The organism is Magnetococcus marinus MC-1 (assembly GCF_000014865.1).
Classification (GTDB): domain Bacteria; phylum Pseudomonadota; class Magnetococcia; order Magnetococcales; family Magnetococcaceae; genus Magnetococcus; species Magnetococcus marinus.
In genome coordinates this window covers 4,023,371-4,049,412 of record NC_008576.1, presented here as the reverse complement: position 1 = coordinate 4,049,412, position 26,042 = coordinate 4,023,371, and the positions used below count along the sequence as shown (strand labels likewise).

General features: G+C 54.4%; 21 protein-coding genes and 1 tRNA gene. 9 read left to right on the top strand and 13 right to left on the bottom strand.

What is annotated here, in order from left to right; genetic code table 11:
* Nucleotides 1-2 precede the first annotated feature (2 nt).
* The 6 genes from MMC1_RS16635 to MMC1_RS16615 all read right to left on the bottom strand — a co-directional run bounded on the left by MMC1_RS16635 (nt 3) and on the right by MMC1_RS16615 (nt 9,390).
* Nucleotides 3-980, bottom strand: a complete 978-nt coding sequence (locus MMC1_RS16635; RefSeq protein ID WP_011714802.1) for a hypothetical protein — start codon at nt 978-980, stop codon at nt 3-5.
* 13 nt (nt 981-993) lie between these two features.
* Complete coding sequence (locus MMC1_RS16630) at nt 994-4,884, bottom strand: efflux RND transporter permease subunit (protein WP_049757856.1); 3,891 nt, start codon at nt 4,882-4,884, stop codon at nt 994-996.
* A 66-nt stretch (nt 4,885-4,950) separates the two neighbouring features.
* Complete coding sequence (locus MMC1_RS22425; RefSeq protein ID WP_265101282.1) at nt 4,951-5,079, bottom strand: hypothetical protein; 129 nt, start codon at nt 5,077-5,079, stop codon at nt 4,951-4,953.
* 374 nt (nt 5,080-5,453) lie between these two features.
* A complete protein-coding gene (locus MMC1_RS16625; RefSeq protein ID WP_227665275.1) occupies nt 5,454-6,512 on the bottom strand; it encodes an efflux RND transporter periplasmic adaptor subunit in 1,059 nt (352 codons plus the stop codon).
* A 551-nt stretch (nt 6,513-7,063) separates the two neighbouring features.
* A complete protein-coding gene (locus MMC1_RS16620; protein WP_011714799.1) occupies nt 7,064-7,459 on the bottom strand; it encodes a hypothetical protein in 396 nt (131 codons plus the stop codon).
* Between the two features lie 530 nt (nt 7,460-7,989).
* Nucleotides 7,990-9,390 carry a dihydrolipoyl dehydrogenase gene (locus MMC1_RS16615; RefSeq protein WP_011714797.1) on the bottom strand — a complete coding sequence of 467 codons (1,401 nt, stop codon included), beginning with the start codon at nt 9,388-9,390 and terminating at the stop codon, nt 7,990-7,992.
* Between the two features lie 183 nt (nt 9,391-9,573).
* Here MMC1_RS16615 and MMC1_RS16610 point away from each other — a divergent pair, with 183 nt between their 5' ends.
* From MMC1_RS16610 to MMC1_RS20555, 3 genes are all read left to right on the top strand, one after another.
* Nucleotides 9,574-10,455, top strand: a complete 882-nt coding sequence (locus MMC1_RS16610) for an EamA family transporter (protein ID WP_011714796.1) — start codon at nt 9,574-9,576, stop codon at nt 10,453-10,455.
* Nucleotides 10,456-10,562: 107 nt separating this feature from the next.
* Nucleotides 10,563-11,057: a hypothetical protein gene (locus tag MMC1_RS16605; protein ID WP_011714795.1), complete on the top strand. Its 495-nt coding sequence runs from the start codon at nt 10,563-10,565 to the stop codon at nt 11,055-11,057.
* Nucleotides 11,058-11,302: 245 nt separating this feature from the next.
* Nucleotides 11,303-14,386, top strand: coding sequence for an ATP-binding protein (locus tag MMC1_RS20555; protein ID WP_011714794.1), 3,084 nt, complete (start codon nt 11,303-11,305; stop codon nt 14,384-14,386).
* Nucleotides 14,387-14,399: 13 nt separating this feature from the next.
* Here MMC1_RS20555 and MMC1_RS16595 read toward each other — a convergent pair whose 3' ends face one another.
* Entirely contained in the window at nt 14,400-14,840 is a 441-nt protein-coding gene (locus MMC1_RS16595; protein ID WP_011714793.1) for an STAS domain-containing protein, read from the bottom strand.
* 499 nt (nt 14,841-15,339) lie between these two features.
* Between MMC1_RS16595 and MMC1_RS16590 the strand changes: the two genes are divergently transcribed.
* A complete protein-coding gene (locus MMC1_RS16590) occupies nt 15,340-17,346 on the top strand; it encodes a methyl-accepting chemotaxis protein (protein ID WP_011714792.1) in 2,007 nt (668 codons plus the stop codon).
* A gap of 79 nt (nt 17,347-17,425) precedes the next feature.
* Here MMC1_RS16590 and MMC1_RS20550 read toward each other — a convergent pair whose 3' ends face one another.
* Nucleotides 17,426-18,073, bottom strand: a complete 648-nt coding sequence (locus tag MMC1_RS20550) for a methyltransferase family protein (RefSeq protein ID WP_011714791.1) — start codon at nt 18,071-18,073, stop codon at nt 17,426-17,428.
* A 227-nt stretch (nt 18,074-18,300) separates the two neighbouring features.
* Between MMC1_RS20550 and MMC1_RS16580 the strand changes: the two genes are divergently transcribed.
* Both MMC1_RS16580 and MMC1_RS16575 read left to right on the top strand, forming a co-directional pair.
* The gene (locus tag MMC1_RS16580; RefSeq protein WP_011714790.1) at nt 18,301-19,908 is read left to right on the top strand and encodes a fumarate hydratase; all 1,608 of its coding nucleotides are present in this window, start codon (nt 18,301-18,303) and stop codon (nt 19,906-19,908) included.
* Between the two features lie 158 nt (nt 19,909-20,066).
* Nucleotides 20,067-20,324, top strand: coding sequence for a hypothetical protein (locus MMC1_RS16575; protein WP_011714789.1), 258 nt, complete (start codon nt 20,067-20,069; stop codon nt 20,322-20,324).
* Nucleotides 20,325-20,572: 248 nt separating this feature from the next.
* Here the strand turns inward: MMC1_RS16575 and MMC1_RS16570 are convergent, their stop codons facing one another.
* From MMC1_RS16570 to MMC1_RS16560, 3 genes are all read right to left on the bottom strand, one after another.
* On the bottom strand, nt 20,573-21,073 hold the full coding sequence (locus tag MMC1_RS16570) for a hypothetical protein (protein WP_011714788.1): 501 nt from the start codon (nt 21,071-21,073) through the stop codon (nt 20,573-20,575).
* Nucleotides 21,074-21,082: 9 nt separating this feature from the next.
* Entirely contained in the window at nt 21,083-21,607 is a 525-nt protein-coding gene (locus tag MMC1_RS16565) for a bacteriohemerythrin (protein ID WP_011714787.1), read from the bottom strand.
* Between the two features lie 217 nt (nt 21,608-21,824).
* Complete coding sequence (locus MMC1_RS16560; protein ID WP_011714786.1) at nt 21,825-22,256, bottom strand: PilZ domain-containing protein; 432 nt, start codon at nt 22,254-22,256, stop codon at nt 21,825-21,827.
* A 484-nt stretch (nt 22,257-22,740) separates the two neighbouring features.
* On the opposite strand from MMC1_RS16560, the gene MMC1_RS16555 reads away from it, so the two are divergent.
* Nucleotides 22,741-23,295 (top strand): GDSL-type esterase/lipase family protein, encoded by a 555-nt coding sequence (locus MMC1_RS16555; RefSeq protein ID WP_011714785.1) that lies wholly within the window; start codon nt 22,741-22,743, stop codon nt 23,293-23,295.
* Between the two features lie 65 nt (nt 23,296-23,360).
* On the opposite strand, the gene MMC1_RS16550 is transcribed toward MMC1_RS16555, so the two are convergent.
* Together MMC1_RS16550 and murI are read right to left on the bottom strand one after the other, a co-directional pair.
* A complete protein-coding gene (locus MMC1_RS16550) occupies nt 23,361-24,218 on the bottom strand; it encodes a tetratricopeptide repeat protein (RefSeq protein WP_011714784.1) in 858 nt (285 codons plus the stop codon).
* 94 nt (nt 24,219-24,312) lie between these two features.
* A complete protein-coding gene (gene murI, locus MMC1_RS16545; protein ID WP_011714783.1) occupies nt 24,313-25,131 on the bottom strand; it encodes a glutamate racemase in 819 nt (272 codons plus the stop codon).
* Nucleotides 25,132-25,375: 244 nt separating this feature from the next.
* Here murI and MMC1_RS16540 point away from each other — a divergent pair.
* Nucleotides 25,376-25,460: transfer RNA gene (locus tag MMC1_RS16540), tRNA-Leu, on the top strand.
* Nucleotides 25,461-25,741: 281 nt separating this feature from the next.
* Complete coding sequence (locus MMC1_RS21410) at nt 25,742-26,020, top strand: AAA family ATPase (RefSeq protein WP_081436325.1); 279 nt, start codon at nt 25,742-25,744, stop codon at nt 26,018-26,020.
* Nucleotides 26,021-26,042: the final 22 nt, after the last annotated feature.

Genomic DNA, 26,042 nt, shown 5'->3' with positions numbered 1-26,042 from the left:
CCCTAGCGCTCACCGGTGTAGGGGGAGCCGGAAGGTGGGCCGTTCCACGACCCGCCATTGCGGTTTGCACGACCGCTGCCGTCTGGCCACACACCAGGGAGCTCTGGGGTGGGACTGGGCACATAACCACCAGAGTCGCCGTAGTGAGGACGTGATCCATTGAAATCGCGTCCATCATAACCACGGTTGGCATCGTTGGAAAAACCGCCATAGTTGTCATAGCGGTTGTTATGGCTAGAAGAGCTGCTCGAACCATAGCCCCCCGGTGCGCCACGGTAGGTGTCATAAGGTTGGCTGTAGCCGCTGCCATAGTCCCCCCCATGAGAGGAACCCCCATAAGGTTGATCACGATAGCCCCCCTCATAACGTCCCCCCCTTGGCTCAGCCGGAGCACGGTTGGGGTAGACCCCATAACGGGGTGGCTCTGGGCTGGGTTGATACCCGCCGCTCTCCTGTGGGTGATCGTAGCGGTTGCGTTCATCCCAGCGGGCAGGGGGTTCCCGATAACGATCATCATAACCGTCTGTTCCATAGCCATCGCGGCGGGGCATTGAGGGGTCCCCATCATAGGCCCGAGAATAACGATCATAATAGGGATCATAGCGACGCTCCCGCGTGCTACCCCGCTCCTCTCTATCCCGGTCAGAACCAAACCAACGGTCCGGGCTAAAGCGCTTCTGCCAACCCTCTTTTTCATCACGACGGTCACGATCTTTATCAAAGACCTCCGCCGGGTTGAACTCCCCCCACATGCCATCCATGGGCATTTTTTTCATGTTAAACCCGCCGGGCATGCCGCCAAACCCACCAGGCATCCCCCCCCAACTATAACCCCATGGATTGTCACTAAAATCACCCCAATCCATGGCTTTTGCCTCCATGACCACGCCGCTCAGGGCAAGGGTTATCCCCAAGCCCAGCAGAGTAGGGCGTAACAACCGGCTTGCGCGCATGGGTGAACCCTTGACGATGGCCAACATGGGCGGCTCCTGCTTAGGTTTTCAGGCGGATGCCGCGGCGTTTGCCACGACCGCCACCACGGGTGGTTTCGCTGTCGGTCTCTACCTCATCCGGTATGACCGGTTCAGGAATCATAACACGCTCCACAGGAGGCGCAGTGCCCACCGGATTTTCAGCAACGGCCTGCTTGGGCGCATCGCTTACTGGCGCGGCCTCGGAGAGCGTTGGCTCAGCAGACGCCGTGGCGGTCGCCTTACTCACCGTTTTACGAATCACCGTTGCACGTTTCTTAGCGGCTGGCTTGGGGGTATCCTCCGCAGGTTTACTCACCGCACGTTTGGCTTTGATCGTCTTGCGCGGGGTGGTCTCCGCAGCAGGGGACGCCTCCTTGTCCGGGGAGGGCGGCGTAACCGCCTCTGTAACCTGGGGTTGCTCAACCTCAACAGCGGCTTGTGTTTCAATACGTGCGGCTGGTGCTGCTTCTGGCTGTGGCGCAGGTTCCAGTGGTTCAGGCGCAGGTTCCAGTGGCGCAGGCGCAGGTTCCGGCTTTGCGGCGGTTACTGGGGCTACATGCTCAGGGGCCTCGTCGGCCTGCCCACTCTGGGCAGGGGGGGGGCTCAGAGGCTGATGGGGCAGTGGCGAGGGCTCAAAATGGGTCATCACCAAACCGGTGTCCGGCTGTTTGAACGAACTGGCCGCCGTGACACAACCCAACGGAATCACCACCAAAGTAAGGACCGTGGAGACCAAAGCGCCCGCCAGCAAAGAGATCGCCATACCCTGGAAGATATAGTCGCTCAAGATGACGCTAGAGCCAGCGACCAGGGCCAGCGCGGTAATAACAATGGGACGGGTCCGCGCTTTACACGAAAGAATCACCGCATCCTGCACCGAGGTGCCCTTGAGAATCTCCTCCTGGGCAAAGTCCACCAGCAGGATGGAGTTCCGCACAATAATACCTGCCAGAGCGATAAAACCGATCATGGAGGTGGCGGTAAATTTGGCGTCCAAAAGCCAGTGACCCGGTATAATCCCCATCAAAGTAAGGGGAATGGGGGCCATAATGATGGCAGGCAGGGTGAAGTTTTTGAACATCCCCACCACCAGCGCGTAGATGAACAGCAGCGCCACGCCAAAGGCAATCCCCATATCACGGAAGGTCTCATAGGTTACCGTCCACTCACCCGTCCACTCAAAACCGCTGACGGAATAGGTGTCGGGGGGGCCTAAATAGGTGCCTGCGATCTTCACGCCATCCGGTGCGGTATAGCCCTTAAGCATATCTTCAATATCAAACATACCATAGATGGGGGCATCCAAACGCCCGGTCACTTCCCCAGTTACAAACTCCACAGGGCGTAGATCTTTATGGTAGATCACCGGATCTTGATTGGCCTTGATAAAACGACCCAACTCACCCAAGGGAATGGTATGCCCCGCGCTGGATTGAATGGGCAAATCGGAAAGGTTGGCAATCTGCGCCCGCACCTCTAAAGGTACCTGTAAGACAATATAGGTGGGCTCCAAAATAGAACCGCGCTTAATATCCCCTAGCTTATGCCCACCCATGGCCATGGCCAAATTGCGGTTAATGCTGTCCACAGAGATACCACGACGTACCGCCTTTTCGGTATCCACCTCAAAGCGCCACACCTCATTGTTGTCCTGAATTAAGGTATCCACATCCACAATGCTGTCGGAGCGCTCAAACATCTGCTCCAGATCTCGTGCCACTTGACGGCGAATCTCCGCCGTGGGGCCCGTTACTTCCGCTACCACCGACTGTAATACCGGCGGCCCAGGAGGCATTTCGACCACCTGAATCTTACCCCCAGCAGCATGGGCAATAGGGGTAAGCAGTTCGCGCACCTGTACCGCCAAGTCATGGGAGGTATTTTTGCGCTTAGACTTGTGGACCAACTGCACCTGAATATCCGCCTGCCAGGAGTCCTGACGCAGATAGTAATGACGGACTAAACCGTTAAAGTTATAGGGCGAGGCGGTGCCAACATAAGTTTGCAGGGCCATAACTTCAGGTAAATTTTCCCGAATCTGTTTGGCTAATTGCTGGGTAAGGTTGGCCGTTTTAAACAGGGCTGTCCCCTCTGGCATATTCACCACCACGTTAAACTCTGGCTTGTTGTCCAAGGGCAGAATTTTAACCGTAACATGGGTGGTATAAAACATGGCGCAGCAGATAAAGAAGACAACAACCAAACCCGCCAAAAAGCCATAGCCCTTAGCCCGACTCTTAAGAAACTGGGGAATCAGCCAATAATAGAAGCGCTCCATCATCTCCGCTTGGCGATGCTCCTTCTTGGCGTGATGCTCCAAATTGGTCATGGAGGGTTTTAAACGCTGCGCTAGCCATGGGGTAAAGACAAAGGCAGCAAATAATGAAAAGAGCATGGCGACCGAACCCAGTGCAGGAATCGGTTCCATATAAGGCCCCATCATACCCCGTACCGCACCCATGGGCACCAGCGCCGCGATCACCGTGAAGGTCGCCAAAATGGTGGGGTTACCCACCTCACGCACCGCATCCACCGAGATGTCAGAGTCGGTTTTGCCATCCAACAACCAGCGCCGGTAGATGTTCTCCACCACCACGATGGCGTCATCCACCAAAATACCAATGGAGAAAATCAAGGCAAACAACGATACCCGGTCAATGGTATACCCCATCAGCCAAGCGGCAAACACCGTCATCAAGATCACCACCGGAATGACGATCAACGTCACAATGGCAGGCCGCAGACCCAGGAAAAACCAGATCAATACCGTCACCGCCATGGTGGCAATAAACAGCTTAAACAGCAGCTCATTAACCTTTTCGTTGGCGGTTTCACCATAGTTACGGGTTACGGCAACGTGCACATTAGCTGGAATAAGGGTGGTTTTCAGCTCTTCGACCTTCGCTAAAATGCCATTGGCGACCGAAACGCCGTTGGAGCCCTTTTTCTTGGCAACATAGATGGTCACTGCCGAGGCACCATCCGCTTCAGGAACCCCTTCGGGTTTCGCAGCGCCGGTGTAATAGTTGACCAGTTGGTTGGTCTCGGCGGGGCCACTAAAGACACGCGCCACATCGCTAATATAGACAGGCACATTTTGATGAGTACCCACCACCAGCCGCTTAATATCCTCAGCACTCTTTAAAAAGGAGCCGGTATACACCCGATAGCCGGTGTCACCTGTTTCTGAAGAGCCCACCTCTTTTTCACTGTTGGCCGAACTGATGGTCTGGGCAATCTGATCGAGGCTAATATGGTGGCCGGTCAGCCGCTCAGGATAGACCTCTACCCGGATCTGCTCACTACGCCCACCAATGACGCCACCTTGGCTGGTATTGCCAACCTCATTGAGCTGCTGTAACACATCCATCGAGAGAATGCGCAAATAGGCATCATCCACACTGGTGGACCACAGGGTCAGGGCAACGATGGGAACATCGTCCACGGCACGAGGCTTGACCAGCGGGCGGGGCACACCAGGGGGCATTTTATCCATGTTGGATTGCAACCGGTCATACAGCTTGACCAGGGACTCCTCCATGTTTTGCCCCACGTCAAACTCCACCGTGACCATGGCTTGACCGCGCATGGTGGCCGAGTAGACATGTTTAACCCCATGCAGTTCGCTCATGATCCGCTCCAGCGGATCGGATACCAAGGTCTCCACCTGCTCAGAGGAGGCCCCCGCGTACTGCACAAAAATATCCACCATGGGGACCGAAATTTGCGGGTCCTCCTGGCGGGGGGTGAGGATCAGTCCCATCACGCCCATAGCCAAACAGGCGATTAGAAACAGTGGGGAGAGGGGCGAGTGAATAAAGGATTTGGCCATGCTACCCGCAATGCCCAAGGCATGGTCGGGCGTCTGTGAGCCAGTATCCTTATCGTGTCCCATTTGATCGGATTGCATCATTTTTGATCCCATAGTGTCGCTGCCAACGTCCTGAAAAAGCAAATTTAAGTTAAGTTTTTCACCTTAACCGTGGTTGGCTTTTTGAGACGCAAGACCGGCCTGCCTGTCGACCTGGTAAAGAGCCAATCCCAGCACATGCCCCATGCCGTTATTGACATGCAGGCGGATGTTTTTACCGGATGTGGTGTCCAAGACATCTTCTCCGGGCTCAAGCATTTTCGTGTTTTTTTGGTGCTACTGTACAACGCCAAACGGGCCGTGTGTGGTCATAAACTGCCCGTCCAAGAGTTCGTTTAGATCAATGGGCGGCTGCCATCAAACCCTGCTATCCATTGATTGTGGTACATACCCTAGCATTACCCCCGTGTGGGAAAAATCCCGCATGAACACCAGGAGAAGCGACTTCGCTTAAGTATCCACGTAAAGATAGTGACTGTAAATCAGAACCTATTTTTAGGTCGATACTTAGATGCTTTGGTCAAGATAACGTTGCCTGACACACGCCGCACAACACCAAACGGGAAAACGGCATACGGGTTGCCCCGTATGCCGTTAATACCGATGGGTTAGGGCGCTTTTTGTTCGCCTGAACCGGCATCCCAGCTACCCGCCAGCCCATTGGGGGGGTTGATCACAATGGTCTCACCCACTTGCAAACCAGAGAGCACCTTGACCTTGCCGCCCTCCAGGGTATCGCCACCCCGGCGGATCATGCGTAGCTCCATTTTGCCATTACTGACCACGTAGACCGAAGGCAGACTGCCGCGCCAGATAATCGCACTGGCAGGAATCGCCGGTACTTGGTCACCAGGGCTGGTTACATCGGGAATCATCACCTCAGCATACATACCCGGACCGCCAGGAACATTGCTGGGCAGATCCAACTTAACCGTCACCGTGTGGCGCTGAGGGTCAGCCATGGGGAAGACCTGGGCAACACGTGTCTCAATAAGGGTTCCCCCCACATCCAGACGCGCCGGGATGCTCATCCCCTTTTTGATGCCGGGCATCAAACGGGCCGGTACCTCCACCTTGATTTGCAGGTGGTGAATGTTGGCAAACTGGAGCAGTGGCATGCCAGGCTGTACCGTATCCCCAACCTCCACATGTTTTTGCACGATGGTACCGTGAAAGGGGGCAATGGTACGGGTATCCCGCAGTTTGGCATCCAACTCTTGCAGAGCGGCCTGGGTTTGCATCATCTGCGCCCGGGCTTGGTCAATGCGGGTGCCAGAATCCCAAATCTGGGCGCGCCGCGTTACCTCGGAGTTGTCCGCGCCAACCATGTCCGAAAAGGGACGGGTCATGTACCGGTCAAACATCTTAGGTATGGCCATGCCGGTATTTTCCGACTCCATGTGCGACCCAGAGTAGACCTCTCGGGTATACTGCACGCGGGAGTTGCGGAAAGCCGCCTGGGCCTTCATATATTGAGCGTAAGCTGCGCGCCGCTTGGCCAGCAGATCATCTTCGTCCAGTGCGACGAGTACGACCCCCTCTTCAAACGTTGCTCCCTCCACGCCCGCGATAAACTCCACACGGCCAGGCATCTGCGCTGAGAAGGATACCTCCTTGAGCGGGACAACCGTGCCACCAAGCATGGTGTGAGCTCCACTTTGTGCCATACCGACCTGCTCTGTCTTATACTGGCTTGCATGCATCGGTGCAGCAGACAGTAGGGGCGGGACAAGCATCCAGCACCCGAAAAGCGCGGCCGGAAGGGTCATGGGCAGATGCTTTTTCATCGACATGAGCCTCATCCTTAACAATAGGTCAAAGTATACGCCTCCTGCGTATACCTAACTCGCGCTCCCGGATTTTTTTATTATCGTTATAGTACTGCCATTAAGTCTATTCATCGGGCATGCCGACGATAAACTTTACTGTAAAATGCGCTAAAAAGTTCGAAAAAGTGATTATGTTACTTTTTGTCAGAACATAGTCATCAATGTCAGACTTTTTAGTTGAAACAGAACCAGCCTAGAGGATGACGGCCCCTGTTCTTATTCTGTTGCGGATCGCTTGGATCCAGGGGGTAGGGTAAAGCTTTTTCGCGGGCAGACTCTAGCCGGTCTGTGCGGGAAAAAGATTTGCCTTACCCCTCCTTAGCGATGAAGGGCACCCGCGCTCGCCAACGAGGGTGCCCTGCACACACACAGGTATGGGTAAAAAGGGATTAAACCCGTCCCATTACCGTGAAGCTTTTGATAAAGGGTGCCGCCATGCGGGGGTCCTTTATCATGGCGCCGTAGTCACCCACATTAAATTTTAATTTGCGGGTGGTGTAGGCCATGCCTAGGCCCATGGTGCCCAGCCCTTTTTGAATCCATTTGGACCAGTTGTCTTGGGAAGCGCGCAGGTCCCAGTTCATCTCTTGCCCTGCAAAGGCAGCGCCCGTTACGGCTTTGCCATTTTCTACAACAAGGATACCACGGGGCTTCTCTTCACCGTCAAACCCGTACGCAATACTCGAGGTAAAACCAATCTTTTCCAGTGCGCCAGCCAACTCGGGCTCTTTGTTCCACTCTTCAGCGAAGCGCTGCATCCACTCTTCAGAAAACAAATCAGCCATGTTCAATACCTTATGTTTGGGGTTTGGAAAGGAATCGTCGTGGGTAGCTGGGCCTTGGCCCTGAAAACCATTTTTTGCAGCGCACCGCTTGCCATGCTGTGGTTGCAAAAATACCACCCATCAGAGTGATCACAGTATACCCAAAAGTTCCGAAACCGCCAGCTTTTCACGCAAGACCGTTCGAAAAACCGCCTGCCATGCAGCCGACACAGCAAAAAGGTTCCCAACAGCGATCCAAAAAAAACTGCCTATCCAACCAATTTTCAATATTAGGTTATACTTATATTGAAAAGCAATCAAAATCGCCCACTTTGTTGTGACGCAACGAGAGAGGGCTGAGATAGGGTTATCGGCAGCGTAAAAAAACACTTAACCAAACAAATCGCTAAAGTATTGAAAAACGCAATAACCCCTTTAACAGCGTGCAAAATATAAAAGGGGGGCAAAACAGCGCCACGCAAAAAAAGCGGGGCAGCGCTTTGACACTGCCCCGCTGGATGGGATTTATTAAGAGGTGGTAAAAGCCCAAATCAGGCCGGAATCAACCCGGCTGGAACCCCTTCATAGCCCCCCTTGCACTGTTTGCTTAGGGCACTGCTCACGGCAAACAGGGCCTCTTCCAGATTGGGGTGGTAGTAGGGCATGCTGGCCATTTGGTGTACCGTCAGTCCCCCTTGTACCGCCCACACCAAGGTGTGGGCCATATGCTCACCCCGTGGTGAGATGAGGGCCCCCCCGAGCAGGCGACCGGTGGCTGGGTCGGCATACAGGCGTACCATGGCGGCCTCAACCCCCATCACTTTGGCGCGGCTTTCGGTGTGAATGGTGGCACTGGCCATCTGCGCACCGGCAGCCAAGGCGGCCTCGTAACCCATGCCAAAGGTGGCGATGTTGGGATCGGTAAAGATAATGCCCAGCGGGGTTTTGCGTTGAAAGCGCTGGGGATGTTCCCGCAACCCATTAAAGCCCGCCATTTTGCCCTCTTCGGCCGCTTCATGAAAGATCACCCGGTCGTTGGTGCAATCTCCGGCAATAAAGATGGGGGCCCCTTCGACCTTGGTGGTGGTTGGGTCAAACAGTGGCACGCCGCGAGCGTCCAAGGCAATGCCCACCTCCGCCAATCCCATATCGGCCACGCGGGGGCGGCGGCCTAGGCTGACCAACACTTTTTCAACCTGAATATCCAACGGGCCGGCTTGTACCCGGATCTGCCCATTCTCCCCTTCAGAGAGGCTTGCCGCATGACCGAGATGAAGGGGGAATTGCTTACCAAACTGTTCCAGCGCCATGGCTCGGATTTCAGGATCTTGCAGGTTGGCGACATGCTGCGCCATCTCCACCCCTGTGACCGCCACACCCAAGGTTGAGAGGGCTTGGCCCAACTCTAGCCCAATGGCACCCAACCCCAAAACAGCGAGGCTTTTGGGCATCTCTTGCAGTTGAAAGACCCCTTCACTGTCAAGGATGCGCGCCCCAAATGCCCGCCATGGGGCAGGGATAACCGGCTCGGAGCCCGTGGCAAGAATGATCGCTTTGGCTTGCAGGGTCTGGCCATTGACCTCAATGGTATCTTTCGCCACAAAGCGGGCACGGCCTTGAATCAGTTTTTCGCCCAACCCACCGCTTACGCGCTCGCTGATTTTAGATGAGAGCATGTGACTGATTTTAAGGGCAAAGGCTGGACCAGCTTGGGGCTGCATAGTGGGCGTCTCGGAGAGCAGACCTTCCCGCACCATGCGTTGGGCGTTGTGGTAGTCATCGGCGGTCTGAATGAGCGCCTTTGAGGGCATGCAGCCTACCCGAGCACAGGTGGTGCCAAGGGGTCCTTGGTCGACCACCACAAAATGGCTGGTCTGCTGCTTGACCACGCTCATGGCGTAGAGCCCCGCCGTACCGGCACCGATTATAATAACATCTACCTGTCTGGTCATGGCTGTACCTCACAAAGATGGCGCAAAAAGGGTCCAATAGATAAAACGATCCTATGCAGCATAAAGCTGCTTATCGGGTTACCGTAACAAACCCAGCGCGTCATGGGTAGCGCTTTATGCTGTGCATGGGGCCGGTGGCCCGTTATGATTGCCGCTGCGTGCTTAAAATGTAAGGAGGGTGTCATGGAGATGATCGGTTGGCTGCCCCTTGCCTTAGCAGTGGCGCTGTTTACCGCACTAAAGGATCTGCTTAACAAACGCAGTGTCGCCCAACTGAACCCCTGGACGGTTGCGCGCATGCAGCATCTTGCTGCCTTTGTGGTGTTACTCCCCCTGTTGCCCTTTATCAGCGTGCCGGAGATCGGCCCTAACTTTTGGTGGGCACTGCTGGGCAGTGGTACCATCAATGTGGTGGCGTTGTTGCTCTATGTGCAGGCGTTGCACCACTCGGATCTTTCCCTGACCACCCCGATGCTTACCACCACGCCGGTCTTTTTGCTGATCACCAGCCCCATCATTGTGGGGGAGTTTCCCTCGTTGACCGGGGTGATGGGGATTGTATTCATTGTGTTGGGGGCATGGTTGCTCAATGTGCAGCAGCGCCATATCGGTTTTTGGGCCCCTTTTAAGGCGCTTTATCGTGAACGCGGCCCCCGTTTGATGCTGATTATTGCCTTCGTCTGGTCGGTGAGCTCCAATCTGGATAAAGTGGGCATTCAAAACAGCAGCCCGCTGGTTTGGCTGCTTAGTCTGTTTGCCTTTATCGCGCTGGGTACCACGCTGGCGGCGCACCATTTTGGCCCCCGTGAGTCGGGTGCCGATTGGCGCCCCCATACGGCGACCTTATGGATACAAGGGGGACTGTTTAGCGCGGCGGCGCTCTGTCAATTTTTAGCCCTTGAGCTGACGATGGTGCCTTATGTCATCGCGGTTAAACGCACCAGTGCCCTTATGGCCGTGGTGTTGGGGGTGTGGTTGCTCAAAGAACAGGGAGGGCGTGAGCGGATGCTCGGCGCGGCGGTTATGTTTGCCGGTTTTTTATTGATCACCCTGGCTCAGGCTTGATCTGAGTCAAGGTGGTGCTTGCGCCGCGCCTATAGGGTGTATTTTGTGGGGATATGGGCATTACGTCTAGGAGACCCTTAAATAAATAGCATGAAGGGGGGTTATGTATGAATAAGGTACGGGTGGCTTGGGTGATTGGGGTGCTGTTTAGCATGGCTTCGGCCACGGTCATGGCAGAGATGGCGGGCCAAAGCCCCATTGCGGCGAAGCCTATGGCGCATGGCCACATGGGGCAGATGGCCGCGCCACAGGCCGCGCCTGAAAAAACGGTGGATAGCCGTAAAGCGGCGATCAATCATGGTGAAATCCGCGCCATGGTGGCCGCATTTCCACTGATTGAGCAACTCTCTAAAGCTGCCGCAAAGTGTCAAGCTTCGGCGCAAGATGGCAACTATGCTACCGAAGCCTGTGGAGCCTTTATGCAGCAGCACAGTGCCGGTGAGGGTACGTTGCAAGCGGCGCTGGCCCAGGTGGAGCAGCTTATGGCCGGTGAGGGTGAAAAGCCGCAGTTAGGGCATGCTGAGATGTATCTGTTAACGGCATTTATGGAAAATTACCATCAGTTTAACAATCAGAAAAAGCGCATCCAAGCCGGACATTAAGGGTTTGGTCTTGGGGCATTTGCGGTATTTGTGCAAAACGCACGCTGGGCTACTTAGCTTAAGCGTGCGTTTTTTTTATAGGGTTGGGAAAGGGCCCAACATGGTTTGCTGGCTGGGAGCATGAAAGCTTTTGGTGGAAGCCCTTTTTTTATGTAGAATGAAGGTTTGATCCGGGCCGTTTTATTCTCGTAAATTTATTATGGGTGTTGTCCCTTTACCTCCCTCTGGAAGATGCTCAGGCAACCATGAAAAGTCTTCTTTCCATCAACCATATTTTTGGTCTCTTTACCTTAGCGGGCATGCTGCTGCTGTCGCTCTTTTTTGGTGGTTTGATGTTGAGTGGTTTTAATGAGGTATTTGACCATCACGTTGAACGCACGATGGATGCCCGTCTGACTGGTTTTGCCCAACAACTGACCGATTATGTGTCGCTACACGATGCGATGCTTCACGATTTGGCGAGCAATCCACTCTTGGTGCAGGGGGTTATGCAGCAGGAGAGCGGCAAGGCTAATGCGGTGGATTTTCTTGAGCGATACCGCATTATGGGGGCACAACGGCGCCTGACACTCTACGGCTTTGACGGACACTTGTTGCACGATACCGCCAAGCAACCTAGGCGGCCACCCTTGTCGGAAAATTTGGTGCAAATATTGTTGCGGGGGCATAACAAACATATCTGGCGGTTTCAGGCGCAGGATAAGGATCAGAGCAGTTTGTGGATGGCGGTACCAATCTCCTGGAATGCGGTGCCAGAAGGGGTGCTGGCCATGGAGATTCCTTCATTGGAGATGCCCCAGCTCAAACGCCATTATGGTCAGGGTGAGGAAGACGATATTGAGCTGTTTAAGGATGGAGAGCGCATCTTTGGTGTGGATGGTCATCTTAATGGGCGTCAAGCGCAGCTTTATATGCCCACACTGGGGATAACCCTACGTTACACCGCGCATTTGGGGGAGATCTATAGCCACCGGGATCGGCTGCTCGCGCGCATTAAAATGATCGGTTTGGCGGCACTGCTGCTGGCGGGTAGCGGCGTGTTTTGGATGGGCCGCGTCCTGTTTGTGCGCCCTTTGCAGCGTCTCAAGGAGCGTACCACCCATTTGGCCAACGGTGAAGTGCGGGATCTGCTGAATGAGGTGCGGCGGCGGGTGATGGTGCGTGAGCTACAGGAGCTAACCGATCAGTTTGATGTCATGGCCCTGCAAGTGAGCAGTGCACGCACCTCCCTTGAAGAGAAGGTGCATGAGCGAACCGCTCAGTTGGAGTGGGAACTGGAAGAGCGCCACAAAACGGAACACCGCTTGCGTCAAGTGTTAACCCTACAAACCGCCATTTTGGATTCGGCCAATAGCAGCATCATCTCCACCGATCGCACCGGCATTGTGCAGACCTTTAATAAAGGGGCTGAACGCATGTTGGGTTATAAAGCCGTCGCTGTGGTGGGTCAGTATACCCTGGATATGTTTTATAATTCCAATGAGTTACGACAGCATTCCCTACAGCTTAGCGCGACGTTGGATAAGCGGGTTGATCCGGGCATTGAGAGCCTGTTTGTGTTGGCCCGTGAGGGTAAGGTAGACGAACGGGAGTGGATGATTTTACATCAAGATGGACATCAGGTGCCGGTATTGATGACGGTAACGCCCATTTATAATAGCAGCGGTCTGTTGGTAGGCTATTTAAATATGGGTACAGAGATCTCTGAGCGCAAGCGTCTGGCGGCGGAGTTGAAAGAGACCAACTGGCGCTTGCAGCGGGCGTTGGACTCGGCCCAAGCAGGGACCTTTTACTATGCGGTTGTCCATGACCATATGCAGTGGAATAGGCGCGCCTTGGAGATGTTTGGGCTAAATGATGCCACCTTCAACGGGCACCTGCAAGATTGGTTACAGCGGGTGGTGGCGGTTGATCGCCACCGCATTGACACGCTGTTTGCCGAGGTATTAGCTACCCCTAACGTTGAGACGCTGGACATCTCCTATACCATCTTACGTCAGGGTGATGAAGCGCAGCGGGTGATCCGTACTCAGGGTTGGATCCATCGTGATCCCCACGGTAAAGCGACCCATCTATCGGGGCTGTTTTTGGATATTACGGAGCAGATGCAGGCTCAACAGGTGTTGGAAGAGGCTAGGCAGGCGGCAGAGGAGGCCAGTCAGGCCAAGAGTGACTTTTTGGCCTCTATGAGTCACGAGATCCGCACCCCTATGAATGCCGTCATCGGTTTAAGTGATGTTTTGGCAGAGACCCCATTAAATCCAGAACAGCAGCACTATGTGACGACCTTGCAACGGGCCAGCCATACCCTGTTGGATTTGATTAACGCCATTTTGGATCTTTCTAAAATTGAGTCAGGTCGGTTTGAGTTGATCGAGCGGCCCTTTGATCTGTCGGATATGGCGCATGGGGTCTGTTCGGTCTTGCGGGTGCAAGCGGAACAGAAGGGGCTGTCTTTAGCGTTGGAAATGGATGAGACCTTGCCACCCTTTGTGGTGGGTGATTCACCCCGGTTACGGCAAATTTTAATCAACCTTATTGGTAATGCCATTAAGTTTACCGAGCAGGGCTTTGTTAAGGTATCGGTACAGGCCCGGGACCAACAGCGTACCCTTTGGTTTGGTATTGCCGATAGTGGGGTGGGTATTGCGCCGACCCAGGTTGAGCAGATTTTTGAAAAATTTACCCAAGTTGACTCCTCCGTGGTGCGGCGCTTTGCTGGTTCTGGCCTGGGGTTGGCGATCTCTAAGCAACTGGTGGGGTTGATGGGTGGGCATATTGGCGTGGAGAGCCGCTTAGGGGAGGGCAGCCTTTTCTATTTTAGCCTGCCCTTGCGCCCCGGCGAGACTTTGTTTGAAGCGCCTTTGCGGGCACCAATTTACCAGGAAAGCCCTGCGGAAAGTGTACCGATACGTCTATTGGTGGTGGAGGATTCGGTCGATAACCGTATGTTGGTGCGTACCTATTTTAAAAAATATCACTGCGAACTCCGTTTTGCTGTGGATGGGCAGGAGGGGGTTGAAATGTTTCAAGAGGGGGGGTGCGATCTGGTCTTTATGGACGTACAGATGCCCCGTATGGATGGTTATACCGCTACCCGGCTGATACGCAACTGGGAGCGCAGTCACGGCATGCAGCCCACCCCTATCTTGGCCCTTACCGCCCACGCTTTAGAGAGCGATGTTAAAAAGAGCCGTCAGGCGGGTTGCAACGAGCATTTGACCAAGCCCGTCTCCAAACGCACCTTAGTTGATGCGGTGGAACGCCAACTCAACATCAAGCTTATGCTACGAAGCCTACCTGCCGTATCCCTTCCCCAGACAGTTTAGGTCAGCGCTGGTTTTAGTCAGGGGGGGCGATGTCGCTTCTGTCGTTTTCCATCAAAAAAAACCGGGTCATGCCTGTCATTTGCAAGAGCTGTTCGATGTAGTGATTGACGTTGATAAGCAAGATTGGTAAGGGTTGTTCCAAGGCCAATTGTAACATCATGCCCAATCCGGTGCTATCTATCTTCTCCATCCCGTTAAAATCAATGACCAAGGCAAACTGCTGGGTTTTGGCGTGGATTAAGCGCTTTTTCATGGTATTGAAAGCGAATAGGGTCTCAAGTCTAAAATAATGAGAGGCCGGAATCACCTTAAGCTCTGCGCGTTTACCAGCGGCAGATTGCGGATGGGTATGGCTCTCGCTGGTTACACCAGGCAATGGGATCGTGGATGGGGTGAGCATGGCGAGCATCCATCGGTAAATATGGTACTGAAAAAGTACTCTAATGAGTTCCATTATAGCCTTTCCCTCTGTAATGGGAAGTGGTTTTTGCACATGCAGCTGAAAAAATGAAAAAGGGGGCAGGGTGTCACTTTTGGCAAGATAAGGTCCCCCTTTTTTTGCCTAAGGCTGTGGGCTACTTGTCGCATAAAGTAGAATAATCACGATGCAGGCATACACAGTCGGGTTTCATGAAACAGGGGGTTATGAAACGATCCTAAAAAGCCTAAAAACTGTCGATCTAGCGAAAATCAAAGGAAAAATATCCCACTCTGTGTGAAAGGCTAAGGGGCGTATGTATGCATCAATCGACATATATCGAGATATTGGACGTTGCAAAAATGGGCAATTTGCGTAAAATATTTGCGCTGCGAGATAAGCAGATTTTGTGAACAAAACGGTCATGCTGGTTGACCGTATGCCAGCACCAAGGGGTGCGGGCTTCTTCTGCTACGCCTCTTACGTTGTGGCCGTTTATTCGGCTTAATGGTTGGATTATCTGCTGAGACTCTTCATGATACAAACCTTTCTGCGTCAGTTTTCTATCCGTGCCAGGCTCTGGTTTTTGATTGCGAATGCACTGTTGGCAATGACGGCCATGGGGCTATTTGCCATTGTTTCGCAAAAACAAATGTTGCTTGATGATCGCGAAGCGGTTGTGCAGGGCCAAGTGGAGAGCCTTCACAGCCAAATTGCGGCGCTGCATGCGCGCGCCGAACGGGGGGAGATTGATCAAGCTGCTGCTCAAAAAATGGCGATAGACGCGGTGAACGCCATCCGTTTTGCCGGTGATAACTATCTGTGGGTTAACGATAAAGATGCGGTCATGGTGGTACACCCCATCAAGCCCGCACTTAATGGTAAAAATCTGTCGGAGGCCAAAGACCCTAACGGTAAATTGTTGTTCAAGGCGTTTGTGGAGCAGGCCGCCATAGAACCAGGGTTTGTCTCCTACCAATGGCCCAAGCCCGGCTTTGCGCAACCGGTGGATAAAACTTCCTATGTTAAAGCCTTCGAACCGTGGGGCTGGATTATCGGCAGTGGTATCTACTTAGATGATGTGGACGCCTTTTTTTCGGCGGCCATGACCACCTTTTTTGTGACCATGGCGCTGGTCAGCGCCGGCCTGTTGCTGCTCTCGTGGCTGTTGGCGAAGAGCATTATTGCACCCCTGGATATGTTAATTGGCATGGCGAACGCCATTGCTGAGGGTGACTTGCGCATTCATCTGCCGAGCTGTCGCAACGAGCTGGGCCGTTTGGCCGACGCTTTTGAACGTATGGTCGGTGGTCTGCGGGAGATGTTTACCCAACTGGGGGAGAGTGCCAAGCTGCTGGAGAAGAATGCCTTTGATCTAGAACATGTGGCGGTTGGCTTGGCCGCCAGTGCTGATCAAATGTCCAGCCAAACCAACCAGATGGATGACAGCTATGGGCGCATTCATAAAGAGCTCAATGTGATCTGTCAGCAGGCTAAACAGGTCTCGACCCAGTTGGATCGGGTCACTTATGCGGCCAATGAGGCCAGCAGTAACATGGTGCAGGTCTCTGCGGCAACCGAGCAAGCCAGTGCCAATCTGACGGCGGTTGCGGCGGCATCGGAACAGGCCACCACGGGCATGGGTTTGGTGCGGCAGGCGGCGGTACGCAGCGGTGATCGTTTACAGCAAGCGGGTGGATCGGTGAGTCAAATGGAAACGGCCTTGCACGGGGTGCGTAAGCTGTGCGAAGTGGCCGCCCAAGAGGCGCATCAAGCACGGGATGAAGCCCAGCGTAGTACGGTGGTGGTGGCAGATCTAACCGCCGCCGCGCAAGAGATCGGCAAGGTGGTTTCGGTCATTAACAGTATTGCGGGACAGACCAATATGTTAGCCCTAAACGCCGCCATTGAGGCTGCTGGGGCGGGCGAGGCGGGCAAAGGTTTTGCCGTGGTGGCGAATGAGGTTAAAGAACTGGCCAGTCAAACCTCTGATGCCACGAAAATGATCTCAAAACATATTGAAGAGATCCAGCAAGAAAGCCAAACTGTGGGTAAGGTTATGCGCCTTGTCACCGACGCCATTGGCTCTTTGAACGATGCCAACCATGAAATTCTGACAGCCATTGAGGATCAGGGGCAAAGCCTGAATCAACTGGTTACCACCATGCACGATGTGTCGGATGAGTCTAAAGAGGTGGTGCGTCGGGTATCGGAATCTGCTCAGGGGATTGAAGAGGTCAACCGCAATGTGGGAGAGATCTCGCTGGGCATTGAGGAGGTTACGCGCAATGTCTCGCAAGCCTCGGTGGGGATTGATCAAATGGCCAATGATGTGAACCATGTCTCCGGCAGTAATCAAAAAACCAACCGGCAGATGGGTGCCTCGGTGGATGAAGTAGAAGGGCTTGCCGCACGGGTGGGTGAAATAAAGCAAGCCTCGGCACAGGTGAGTGTGGTAGGCCACCAGTTACATAGCAAATCCACCGGGATGAAAGAGATCGCGGGGGTGATCAAAACCCAGGTTGCCAAGTATAAAATCTAGGAAGGCCCCTCGTCTCCTATGGTAGCAGGGTGGTTGGCGGCGCGTGGTCGCGGACAAGGCGACAGGCTGTGTTTTGGGGTTAAGCGGCGATAATTTGCTCCAGTTGTTGGGTGGAGAGTCGACGCCACGGTCTGGGCAGCAGCATGGGCACCGATTGCTGAAAGCGTCGATAGGGCTCACCATAAAGATCACGCAGGCGGCGCTCTTCAAAGCTGGCCCCAATACATAGATAGAGGGTGGCGCAGCCATGGAGCACCAAATTGCTGTAGCTCAGAGGTTGACACCACAGCAAGAGCAGTGCGGCAGTATAGATGGGGTGGCGCACCCAGCGGTGCAGCGGCCCGATGCGCAGGGGCTCTGGTGCGAGGGGTTGTTGAGGGTGGGCAATCTGTTTAAGGCCAGTAAAGCGGGTGAGGTCATAAGCGCGTAGCGCCAGCAGCAGCAGAACGATGCCCATCAGTTGTCCTACCAGCAGCAGGCTGCTTAACCAAGCCTCGGGCTGAAACAGCACGTTGTGACTTAGGGCGAGGCGTGCATGCAGCAGCAGGCCCGCACTGGTAACCAGCGCCACACCATTAAAAATCAGCCGTTCGTAGGCGTGCCAGTGGCCCAGCCGTGCGCACCAATGGTGTTTAAAGCTGGCCGAGCTCATGCCAGAGTGCACCAGTGCAAACAGCACCCATAGGGCAATATGCAGCAGGGTGGGCCATTCCATCCCAGGGGGCATAAGAGGCTCCTTTTGTTAGTGCATAGCTGGGGGTTGCCCCGTTTTAGACCCCCCCTCCACCGGCCATAGATGCGGTAAAAGGGGTGCCCCAGCAAGCCCCTTTTCATGCTTAATGGGGACACATAAGGATTGATTCTAGCTGGCCGCTCCCGTAGGATCAATTGCCGCACAGATCTGTTTATCCCATGGGGTGGTTACTCAGCCCCTAGCTCCCTAGGAGGACAAAGATGGCTGAATTTCGCCACGTAGAAGTGCTCAACCCCGGTAAAGATACCACAACTTACCGCCTGCTGAGCAAAGCTTATGTGCAGCTGGAAAAGGTGGGTGAGCGTAATCTGCTACGGGTTGATCCCCAGGCGTTGACCTTGTTGGCTCAAGAGGCCATCCGAGACGTTTCGCACCTTTTTCGCACCAGCCATTTGCAGCAGCTCGCCCAAATTTTAAAGGATCCTGAGGCGTCAGACAATGATCGCTATGTGGCCACCGAGATGCTAAAAAATGCCAGTGTCTCAGCGGGCATGGTGTTGCCAAGCTGTCAAGATACTGGAACGGCCACCATCCTTGCCAAAAAAGGGGAGCAGGTTTGGACCGGGGGCGGTGATCGCGAAGCGCTCTCCCGTGGGGTGTTCCGTATCTACCATGACACCAATTTACGTTATTCGCAGGTGGCCCCGATCACGCTGTTTGACGAAAAAAATACCGGTACCAATCTGCCCGCCCAGATTGATATTGAGGCGGTGGATGGCGAGAGCTACAAGTTTATGTTTGTGGTCAAGGGTGGGGGTAGCGCCAATAAGACCTTCCTCTATCAAGAGACCAAGGCGCTGCTTAACCCAGAACGTTTCCGCAGCTTTATTACCGAAAAGGTCAAAAGTTTGGGTACCTCCGCCTGCCCGCCCTATCATTTGGCCATTGTGGTGGGGGGGAGCTCGCCGGAGATGAACCTGAAAACGGTTAAGTTGGCCAGTACCCGCTATCTGGATGGATTGCCCACTCGTGGCTCGGGTTTGGGTGAAGGGATTCGTGATCTGGAGTGGGAGCAGGAGGTCCATAAAATTACCCAACAGCTAGGCATTGGCGCCCAATTTGGCGGTAAATATTTTGCCCATGATGTGCGGATTATCCGCCTGCCCCGGCATGGGGCTTCGTGTCCGGTGGGGATTGGGGTGAGCTGTTCGGCGGATCGGCAGATCTTGGGCAAAATTGATAAAGAGGGCGTTTGGCTTGAGGATCTGGATCGGGATCCCGCCCGTTTTCTGCCCGAAATAAGCGGTACAGAGCTAACCGAAGAGGTGGTGCATCTGGATCTTAACCGCTCGATGGCTGAGATCCGCGCCGAGTTAACACGCTACCCGATCAAGACCCGCTTTATGCTTACCGGCCCCATTGTGGTGGCGCGGGACATCGCCCATGCTAAAATCAATGAACGTCTGGATGCCGGTGAGGGTATGCCAGAGTACCTGAAAAATCATATTGTTTATTATGCGGGTCCTGCTAAAACCCCCGAGGGCTACGCATCTGGCAGCTTTGGCCCCACCACCGCTGGCCGCATGGATAGCTATGTAGACCGATTCCAAAAAGAGGGGGGCTCGTTGGTTATGCTCGCCAAGGGCAACCGCAGCCCGCAGGTGACCGAGGCCTGTCGTAGCAATGGGGGCTTTTACCTGGGTTCTATTGGTGGCGTTGCTGCCCAGTTGGCGAAAGAGTCGATCCGCAAGGTCGAGATTATCGACTATCCCGAACTGGGTATGGAAGCGGTCTACCGCATTGAAGTCGAGAACTTCCCCGCCTTTATTATCGTGGATGATAAAGGCAATGACTTTTTTACGCCATGATGCATCGTTTTTCATGGGGTTAAAGGCACGGCGTTCAAGTTTTTACTTGAACGCCGTTTTTGCGTGAAAGAGAGCGGCGATCATGGCCGACATCTTGCCTGTAGGGAGAACGTCTCCAATTCAGGCGTCACATGCTTGTTTAATGAAGGAACCCGAGTATGGAACTGAAAGTGCTTATGGTGTTTGCAACCACCGTTATTTTGCATGTCCACATTATCTTTACCCTCTCTGGACGCAAAGCCGACACCTCCGGTAGCAAGGCCATATTGATTGGTATGAGCACCCTATGGTACGCCATCGCCTTTAGCTTTATGGCCCAAGTTAGTGGGGTTGATCTGCTGATGTGGTGTATTCCCGGTGGCGTGTTGGCAACCGCTATGGCGGTGTTGGGGGGCAAGTCATCCACCATCGGCTAGGGCTTTGTTCGCGCAATCCGACGACCAAAGTCCGTTTGAACGCGATAAATAGAGCTGTAGTCGCCGGTCGTGCGGGCACCCCTCCTATAGGGGTGTATGCGAGCGTACTATGGCCGGTGGGTGAAGGGGCATGATCTACTATGTGTTAGGTGCGGCTAGAAGGCGATGTGTCTGCCGTGTAAAGGGGTAGGCTGTAGGGCTGGGGTAGCTTGAGCACAGATAGGGTGGTCTGCCGCGCAGCCTATCGGCTATCCGGCCTCTCCCCCCGATGGGTTGCGCACGTGGATGGGGTGGGGTTTGCTCTTGGGGTTGCGTCCTTGGGTAACCAGTTCGGCTTGCAGCGACCAGCGATGGCTGGCCTGTTTGCCCGCATAGCTGGGTTGGGCATCGTTGGGCAGGGTGAGGGTAACGGGCCAACTCTGCTGAGCGCGGGGTGGTAAAATGAGTTGGGCATCAACCGTGAGGCGCTGTTCGTAGGTGACGACGCTTTTATCCTCTAGACCGTTACGGTGGGCTTGGCGCACGGCGGCCTCTTCATGGGCGGGGCAGGGCTCTCCGGCGCTGTGTTCGACCGCACGCAGAATAAGATCCAACCGGTCCACATGGAGGGTATTCTCCTTGAGCTTGACCTCAATGGTCACCGCTAGGCTTTCGCCAAGTTGAGCCTGTGCAGGCGCCGAGAGCGTGACCCAAGCACTCTGCCCGCTGATCATCTGCCAAGTGGATTTAAGCGTTGCAAAAAGATCCATAATGCGCACTCACGAAGCAGCCGGACGATCCGACTCTAAAAAGCTGAAATCTTGGTTTGCTAAGGGACCCTTGGCGGCCTCGGTATGGTTTGCCAACTCAACATCCATGCCGCTGGTATGGTTGAGAATCCAATCCACTAAAAAGGCCACCACCCGTTTGGCAGGGTCAAGTTGCGGTAGGGTTGGTAACTGGTGCATTTTTTGGATCTCCTCCACCATCGCCTGCAATCCCGTGGTTTTGGGAGCTGCTCGGTTTTGCAGAAGCTCTAAAAAATTCTCTACCCGTTTGACAAAGATAGCATGCTCGTGGATATGGGCCTGGCGGGGTTCGCCGGTTAAGCCAATTTCCTGCATGAGGCGCTCTTCGCGTCCAAAATGGTAGCGGGTGTACGCCAGCAACTCTTTTAACACCGCAAGCGCTTCATCCTCCCGCAGATCTTTTTCAAGCAAGGTTTGAAAAAGATCCCATAGATGCAAATGGTCGCGATCAATGGGACCAATACCTGTACGGACAAGACCGGTTGGTTGAGACATATCCCCCCCCTCAATAACAGACGACAGCAGGAACAACAGCAGCCAAAACTGCGCTGATGGTCGTTCATTTTTTATCAAAATGTTAAACAATACCTAATCGTTAAACCTATGGCAGCGCTTATGGAGATACGGAGTCGCCCACGTGAAGTAATGCCAAAATAAAGGCTATAAAAAACAATCTGTGGTTAAATTAAGGATAAAATGGTGACGGGCAAAATTACCGATCCTCTTCTGTTATGGGTGCAAAGCGTCCATTTTCGCCGGGTTCCAGGCCGGGGCACAGGGCGAGCTCCTGTAAAAGGTCATCGGCGTGATCACAATGGTGCAGCATCAATTTTTCAAAATGTGTGTAGCTGTCGGCTTCAATACCGGTTAAATGCAAGCCTAAACGGCCATCTTTGTGGGCATAGACGAGGCTTGCGTGAAGATGAATATCAAACTGTTCATCCTCAGGGTTGAGGGTTAGCTGCAAGCGTAGCGCCTTATTTGGCCATGTTGCAGGGGCATGGTCGCAATAGACGCCAGCACCAGAAAAGCTCATATTCTCAACGCGGACACGAACGGGCGGCGCTTGAGTAAGCTGCAACTCTCCTTGAAGATGCATCGGTAAGCGGGTCAGCTTACGGCGGTTGTCCGAGGAGGGCAGCATGGTGGCTCCTATTTTAAGCATGCTCAAAAGGATAAATTATGCCTGCAACAACGTGCCTAAGGTATTAACCCATATAATGACAGGGAGAGCAATAGAATTCTCGTGGCATTTCAGCATCAGACCGGAATGAGCGAGAGGGGGAAGCTGGGTAAAATCGTTGTATCAAGGTGACTAGGCTGGGTAAGATATGTGGTATTAGGTGCAGGGTGTTGTTGGATAGGTGGTTCCTATGGCTAACCCTTATTTCCAATTGTCAGCAAGAGAAAAAGGGGGGAGACTGTTAACAACTGTGCAGATGGTCGCCAAGCGTACCCTGCACAGTTGGGTTCATGGTTGCGGGTGCCCGCTGGTCCGGTGGTGGCACTCGTTTTGGTCGAGCGTTTGACCAAACTGCCATGATCCGCATCCTCTCCTGAAGCCCTGCCTTTGTCAGGGCTTTTTTTTTTGGTCACGCTGCTCGGTGACCAATGGTTAGCAGGTCACAATGATGCGTGTGCTGTTTGTGGGGGATCGTTTTGTCGCTGGGGTAGGGGATCCAGCGTATGCCGGTTGGGTGGGACGTTTGTGCGCCGCCAGTCGGGCGGATTTGACCCTCTCTAATCTAGGCGTGCGTCAGCAGACCAGTGTAGAGATCGCCCAGCGCTGGCATGCCGAAGCGGTCACGCGGTGGGCCAATGATGCGCCATATGGGCTGGTGTTTGCCTTTGGGGTTAATGATGTGGTAGAGCAGCAGGGGATGCTCCGTGTCGGCCATGAGGAGAGTTTGGCGGTCACGAGGCTTATGTTAAGCCAAGCGCAAACCTTGGGGCCGGTGTTGCGGATTGGCCCGCCGCCGGTGGCGGATTCTGCCCTCTGTGCCCGTTTGCAGGGGTTGGATGCGGGCTTTGCCGGGGTGGCCCAAGGGTTGGGCGTGCCCTATCTGTCGGTATTGGGGCCACTGCTTCGCCATGAGACCTGGATGCAACAGGTGGCGTTGGGGGATGGTGCCTATCCCACTGGTGAAGGGTATGCCGCTCTGGCTGAGCTGGAGGCCGGGTGACCAGCCTGGCAGGCATGGATGAGGGGATAAAAAAAGGGGGCTTGTGAAGCCCCCTTTTTTTGGCGTCAGGTAAAGAGTACTTGGGAAAGTTTGCCCCGATAGTGGCTGGTGATGGGGTGGGCATGCCCTAGCATCTCAAATACTTTGAGGATCAATTTGCGGGCGTGATCTTCTTTGTAGTGGCGGTCCTGTTTAACCGCCAATAACAGTTGCTCCAGCCCCGCTTCGATCTGTTCCTGGGCAATCAGTGCCTGCCCTAGAGTGATGCGGTGGTCCAGGTTGTCAGGATGGCGCGCCACATCCTGTCGCAGGGTCTCCACATCTTGGTTGGTTTGACGAAAGGCCAGCTTGTTTTGCAGGGCCTTGGCGGCATCACTGTTTAACCCTTTGGGGGTAAGACGCTCCATAAAGGCGCTGGCTTCGGCATCCTTGCCCTGGGCAAGGGCGATGCTGGCGGCGCCGACGAGGCAGCCGGTGTGGTCGGGTTGCTCGGCGAGCCCTTTTTGGTAGAGCTCCAGTGCTCCAAGCAGATCACCCCGTTGGGCTAAGAGCGCGGCCTGAGCGGCCTCGTTGTCGGCGGCAGAGGGAATGGCCTTATCCAAAAATTGACGCACCCCCGATTCGGGCAGCGCCCCGGTGAACGCATCGACAATAGCCCCCTCGATCACCAGCTTACAGGCCGGGATGCCCTGCACACCAAACTGCTGGCTTAATTGGGGGTTTTCGTCGGAGTTAACCTTAGCCAAGATAAAACGACCGGCCATTTCGTTGGCCAGTTTTTCAAGAATAGGACCCAGAGCGCGGCAGGGGCCACACCATGGCGCCCAGAAATCCACCAGCACCGGCACCCGGTAGGATGGCTCAATCACCTGTTGGTTAAACGAACTTTGGTCCACATTGATGACCCATTGAGAAGCAGCCATGAGGGATCTCCGTCAAAAATGGAATGAAGGTGATAAGGGTTGATTCAGCATACCCAAAGCACCCGGATGGGACACACTGAAAAGCACGGCGTGGTTACAAATCCACCATCTCTACCTGTTCCAGGGGGATCTCTTCTAAAAAGCGGCGGGCGACACTGGCAAAGCGGGCCGCTTCGTCGGTGACCAGATAGAGAATGGTGCGCTCAGCCCCGCTGTGGTTGGGTAGAATGGTATCGCTTAGGCGCTGTTCCAGCTCATCGGCCACCGCCTCGGCGGAGTCCACCAGCATAACCCCCTCCCCCATGACTTTTTGGATCACCTCTTTGAGCACCGGGTAGTGGGTACAGCCCAAGATAAGGGTATCGATGTCGCTGTCGAGCAGTGGGGTTAGGGTTTCGCGCACGATCATTTCCGTCGCGGCGTGGTGGGTCCAGCCCTCTTCGGCCAGGGGAACAAAGAGGGGGCAGGCGATATCGCTGACCTCAATTGTGGGGTTTAAGAGGTTCAGGGTGGTGCGGTAGGCGCCACTGCTGATGGTGGCGCGGGTACCTATAACTCCCACCCGTCCGGTTTGGGTGACGTTTAGGGCGCTGCGGCAACCGGGTACGATCACCCCCTGCACGGGGAGTTTGGGTTGATGAGCCCGTAGAGCGCCCAGTCCCAAGGCCGAGGCGGTGTTGCAGGCGGCCACTACCCCCTTTACACCGTGGCGTTGTAGATGGTCGGCGACCTGTAGGGTGTAGCGTTCCACGGTGCGGGGGGATTTGGTGCCATAGGGTACCCGTGCGGTATCACCCAGATAGATGAAGGACTCCTGAGGGAAGCGGCGGGCTAGTGTGCGCAGCACGGTTAATCCCCCGACACCGGAATCAAAAATTCCGATGGGGCGGGCATCGCTGGTTGGCAGAGTCATGGGCACCCCGAGTTGGTTAACAGAGAATAAGTGGGTAGTTTAGCCAATCCTTATATAAAAGGCATGGTTTGACGCAAGGGCGATGGTAAAATGGCAAGCTTTGTTGCGTGGTAAAAGGGGGGAGGATAGCTAACAGGTTGGGAAAAAACAGGATCGACAGCGGTGCGAAGAGCGGTTGACGTTGCTGTGAAAAAGTGCTTGCAAATCGTGAATGATCTGCTATTATCCCCGCTCTTGATTGTATGCGGATGTGGTGGAATTGGTAGACACGCTGTCTTGAGGGGGCAGTGGCGCGAGCCGTGCCGGTTCGACTCCGGCCATCCGCACCATAGATTGGCACGGCTTTAGGGTCGTGTTTGTAGCAAAGCAGAGCCGTTGAGTGGGTTCGGGTCACCCCAACCCCATAATCCCCTGGACCCACTCCGGACTCTGCTGCCCCATTTGAACGTCAGAGCTGTTGAGCACAGCTCTCGACACCACCCTCCCAGAGGGCGGTGCTCCAGTTCTGATGCAACAAAAGCCGCACCCTTAACAGGGTGCGGCTTTTGTGTTATTAAGGGGTATTCCACTGCGGCCCCCGTGCGTTTTTTTAGTAGAAAGTCGTGACCCTATGAGATTGACCCGCGTTACCCTTGAGCACTACCGCCGATTTAAACAGTTGGAGATTCAACTTGGCAATGCGCCCATTGTCGTTTTGATAGGGAATAATGGTGCGGGTAAAAGCTCAATATTAGAGGGGGTCGCCAAAGGTTTGAGCTGGTTAACGGCGCGGATTCGACGAGAGCATGGCACGGGACGCCCGATTTTATTGAATGAGATTTTTTGTGTAACGCCGAGAATCACTGTGGAATTTACCGTGGAACAGATCCGCTCCCCATTACACCACTGATGGAGAGCTGTGAAAAGGCGTT

Bases quoted from the DNA above. Each gene is read 5' to 3' on its own strand.
- MMC1_RS16595 (WP_011714793.1), bottom strand. From the start codon at position 14,840: ATGGAACTCATTAGAGTACTTTTTCAGTACCATATTTACCGATGGATG.
- MMC1_RS16575 (WP_011714789.1), top strand. From the start codon at position 20,067: ATGGAACTGAAAGTGCTTATGGTGTTTGCAACCACCGTTATTTTGCAT.
- MMC1_RS16550 (WP_011714784.1), bottom strand. From the start codon at position 24,218: ATGGCTGCTTCTCAATGGGTCATCAATGTGGACCAAAGTTCGTTTAAC.
- MMC1_RS16625 (WP_227665275.1), bottom strand. From the start codon at position 6,512: ATGGCACAAAGTGGAGCTCACACCATGCTTGGTGGCACGGTTGTCCCG.
- MMC1_RS16630 (WP_049757856.1), bottom strand. From the start codon at position 4,884: ATGCAATCCGATCAAATGGGACACGATAAGGATACTGGCTCACAGACG.
- MMC1_RS20555 (WP_011714794.1), top strand. From the start codon at position 11,303: ATGAAAAGTCTTCTTTCCATCAACCATATTTTTGGTCTCTTTACCTTA.
- MMC1_RS16555 (WP_011714785.1), top strand. From the start codon at position 22,741: ATGATGCGTGTGCTGTTTGTGGGGGATCGTTTTGTCGCTGGGGTAGGG.
- MMC1_RS21410 (WP_081436325.1), top strand. From the start codon at position 25,742: ATGAGATTGACCCGCGTTACCCTTGAGCACTACCGCCGATTTAAACAG.
- MMC1_RS16605 (WP_011714795.1), top strand. From the start codon at position 10,563: ATGAATAAGGTACGGGTGGCTTGGGTGATTGGGGTGCTGTTTAGCATG.
- MMC1_RS16580 (WP_011714790.1), top strand. From the start codon at position 18,301: ATGGCTGAATTTCGCCACGTAGAAGTGCTCAACCCCGGTAAAGATACC.
- MMC1_RS16560 (WP_011714786.1), bottom strand. From the start codon at position 22,256: ATGCTGCCCTCCTCGGACAACCGCCGTAAGCTGACCCGCTTACCGATG.
- MMC1_RS16615 (WP_011714797.1), bottom strand. From the start codon at position 9,390: ATGACCAGACAGGTAGATGTTATTATAATCGGTGCCGGTACGGCGGGG.
- murI (WP_011714783.1), bottom strand. From the start codon at position 25,131: ATGACTCTGCCAACCAGCGATGCCCGCCCCATCGGAATTTTTGATTCC.
- MMC1_RS16570 (WP_011714788.1), bottom strand. From the start codon at position 21,073: ATGGATCTTTTTGCAACGCTTAAATCCACTTGGCAGATGATCAGCGGG.
- MMC1_RS16635 (WP_011714802.1), bottom strand. From the start codon at position 980: ATGTTGGCCATCGTCAAGGGTTCACCCATGCGCGCAAGCCGGTTGTTA.
- MMC1_RS20550 (WP_011714791.1), bottom strand. From the start codon at position 18,073: ATGCCCCCTGGGATGGAATGGCCCACCCTGCTGCATATTGCCCTATGG.
- MMC1_RS16590 (WP_011714792.1), top strand. From the start codon at position 15,340: ATGATACAAACCTTTCTGCGTCAGTTTTCTATCCGTGCCAGGCTCTGG.
- MMC1_RS16620 (WP_011714799.1), bottom strand. From the start codon at position 7,459: ATGGCTGATTTGTTTTCTGAAGAGTGGATGCAGCGCTTCGCTGAAGAG.
- MMC1_RS16610 (WP_011714796.1), top strand. From the start codon at position 9,574: ATGGAGATGATCGGTTGGCTGCCCCTTGCCTTAGCAGTGGCGCTGTTT.
- MMC1_RS16565 (WP_011714787.1), bottom strand. From the start codon at position 21,607: ATGTCTCAACCAACCGGTCTTGTCCGTACAGGTATTGGTCCCATTGAT.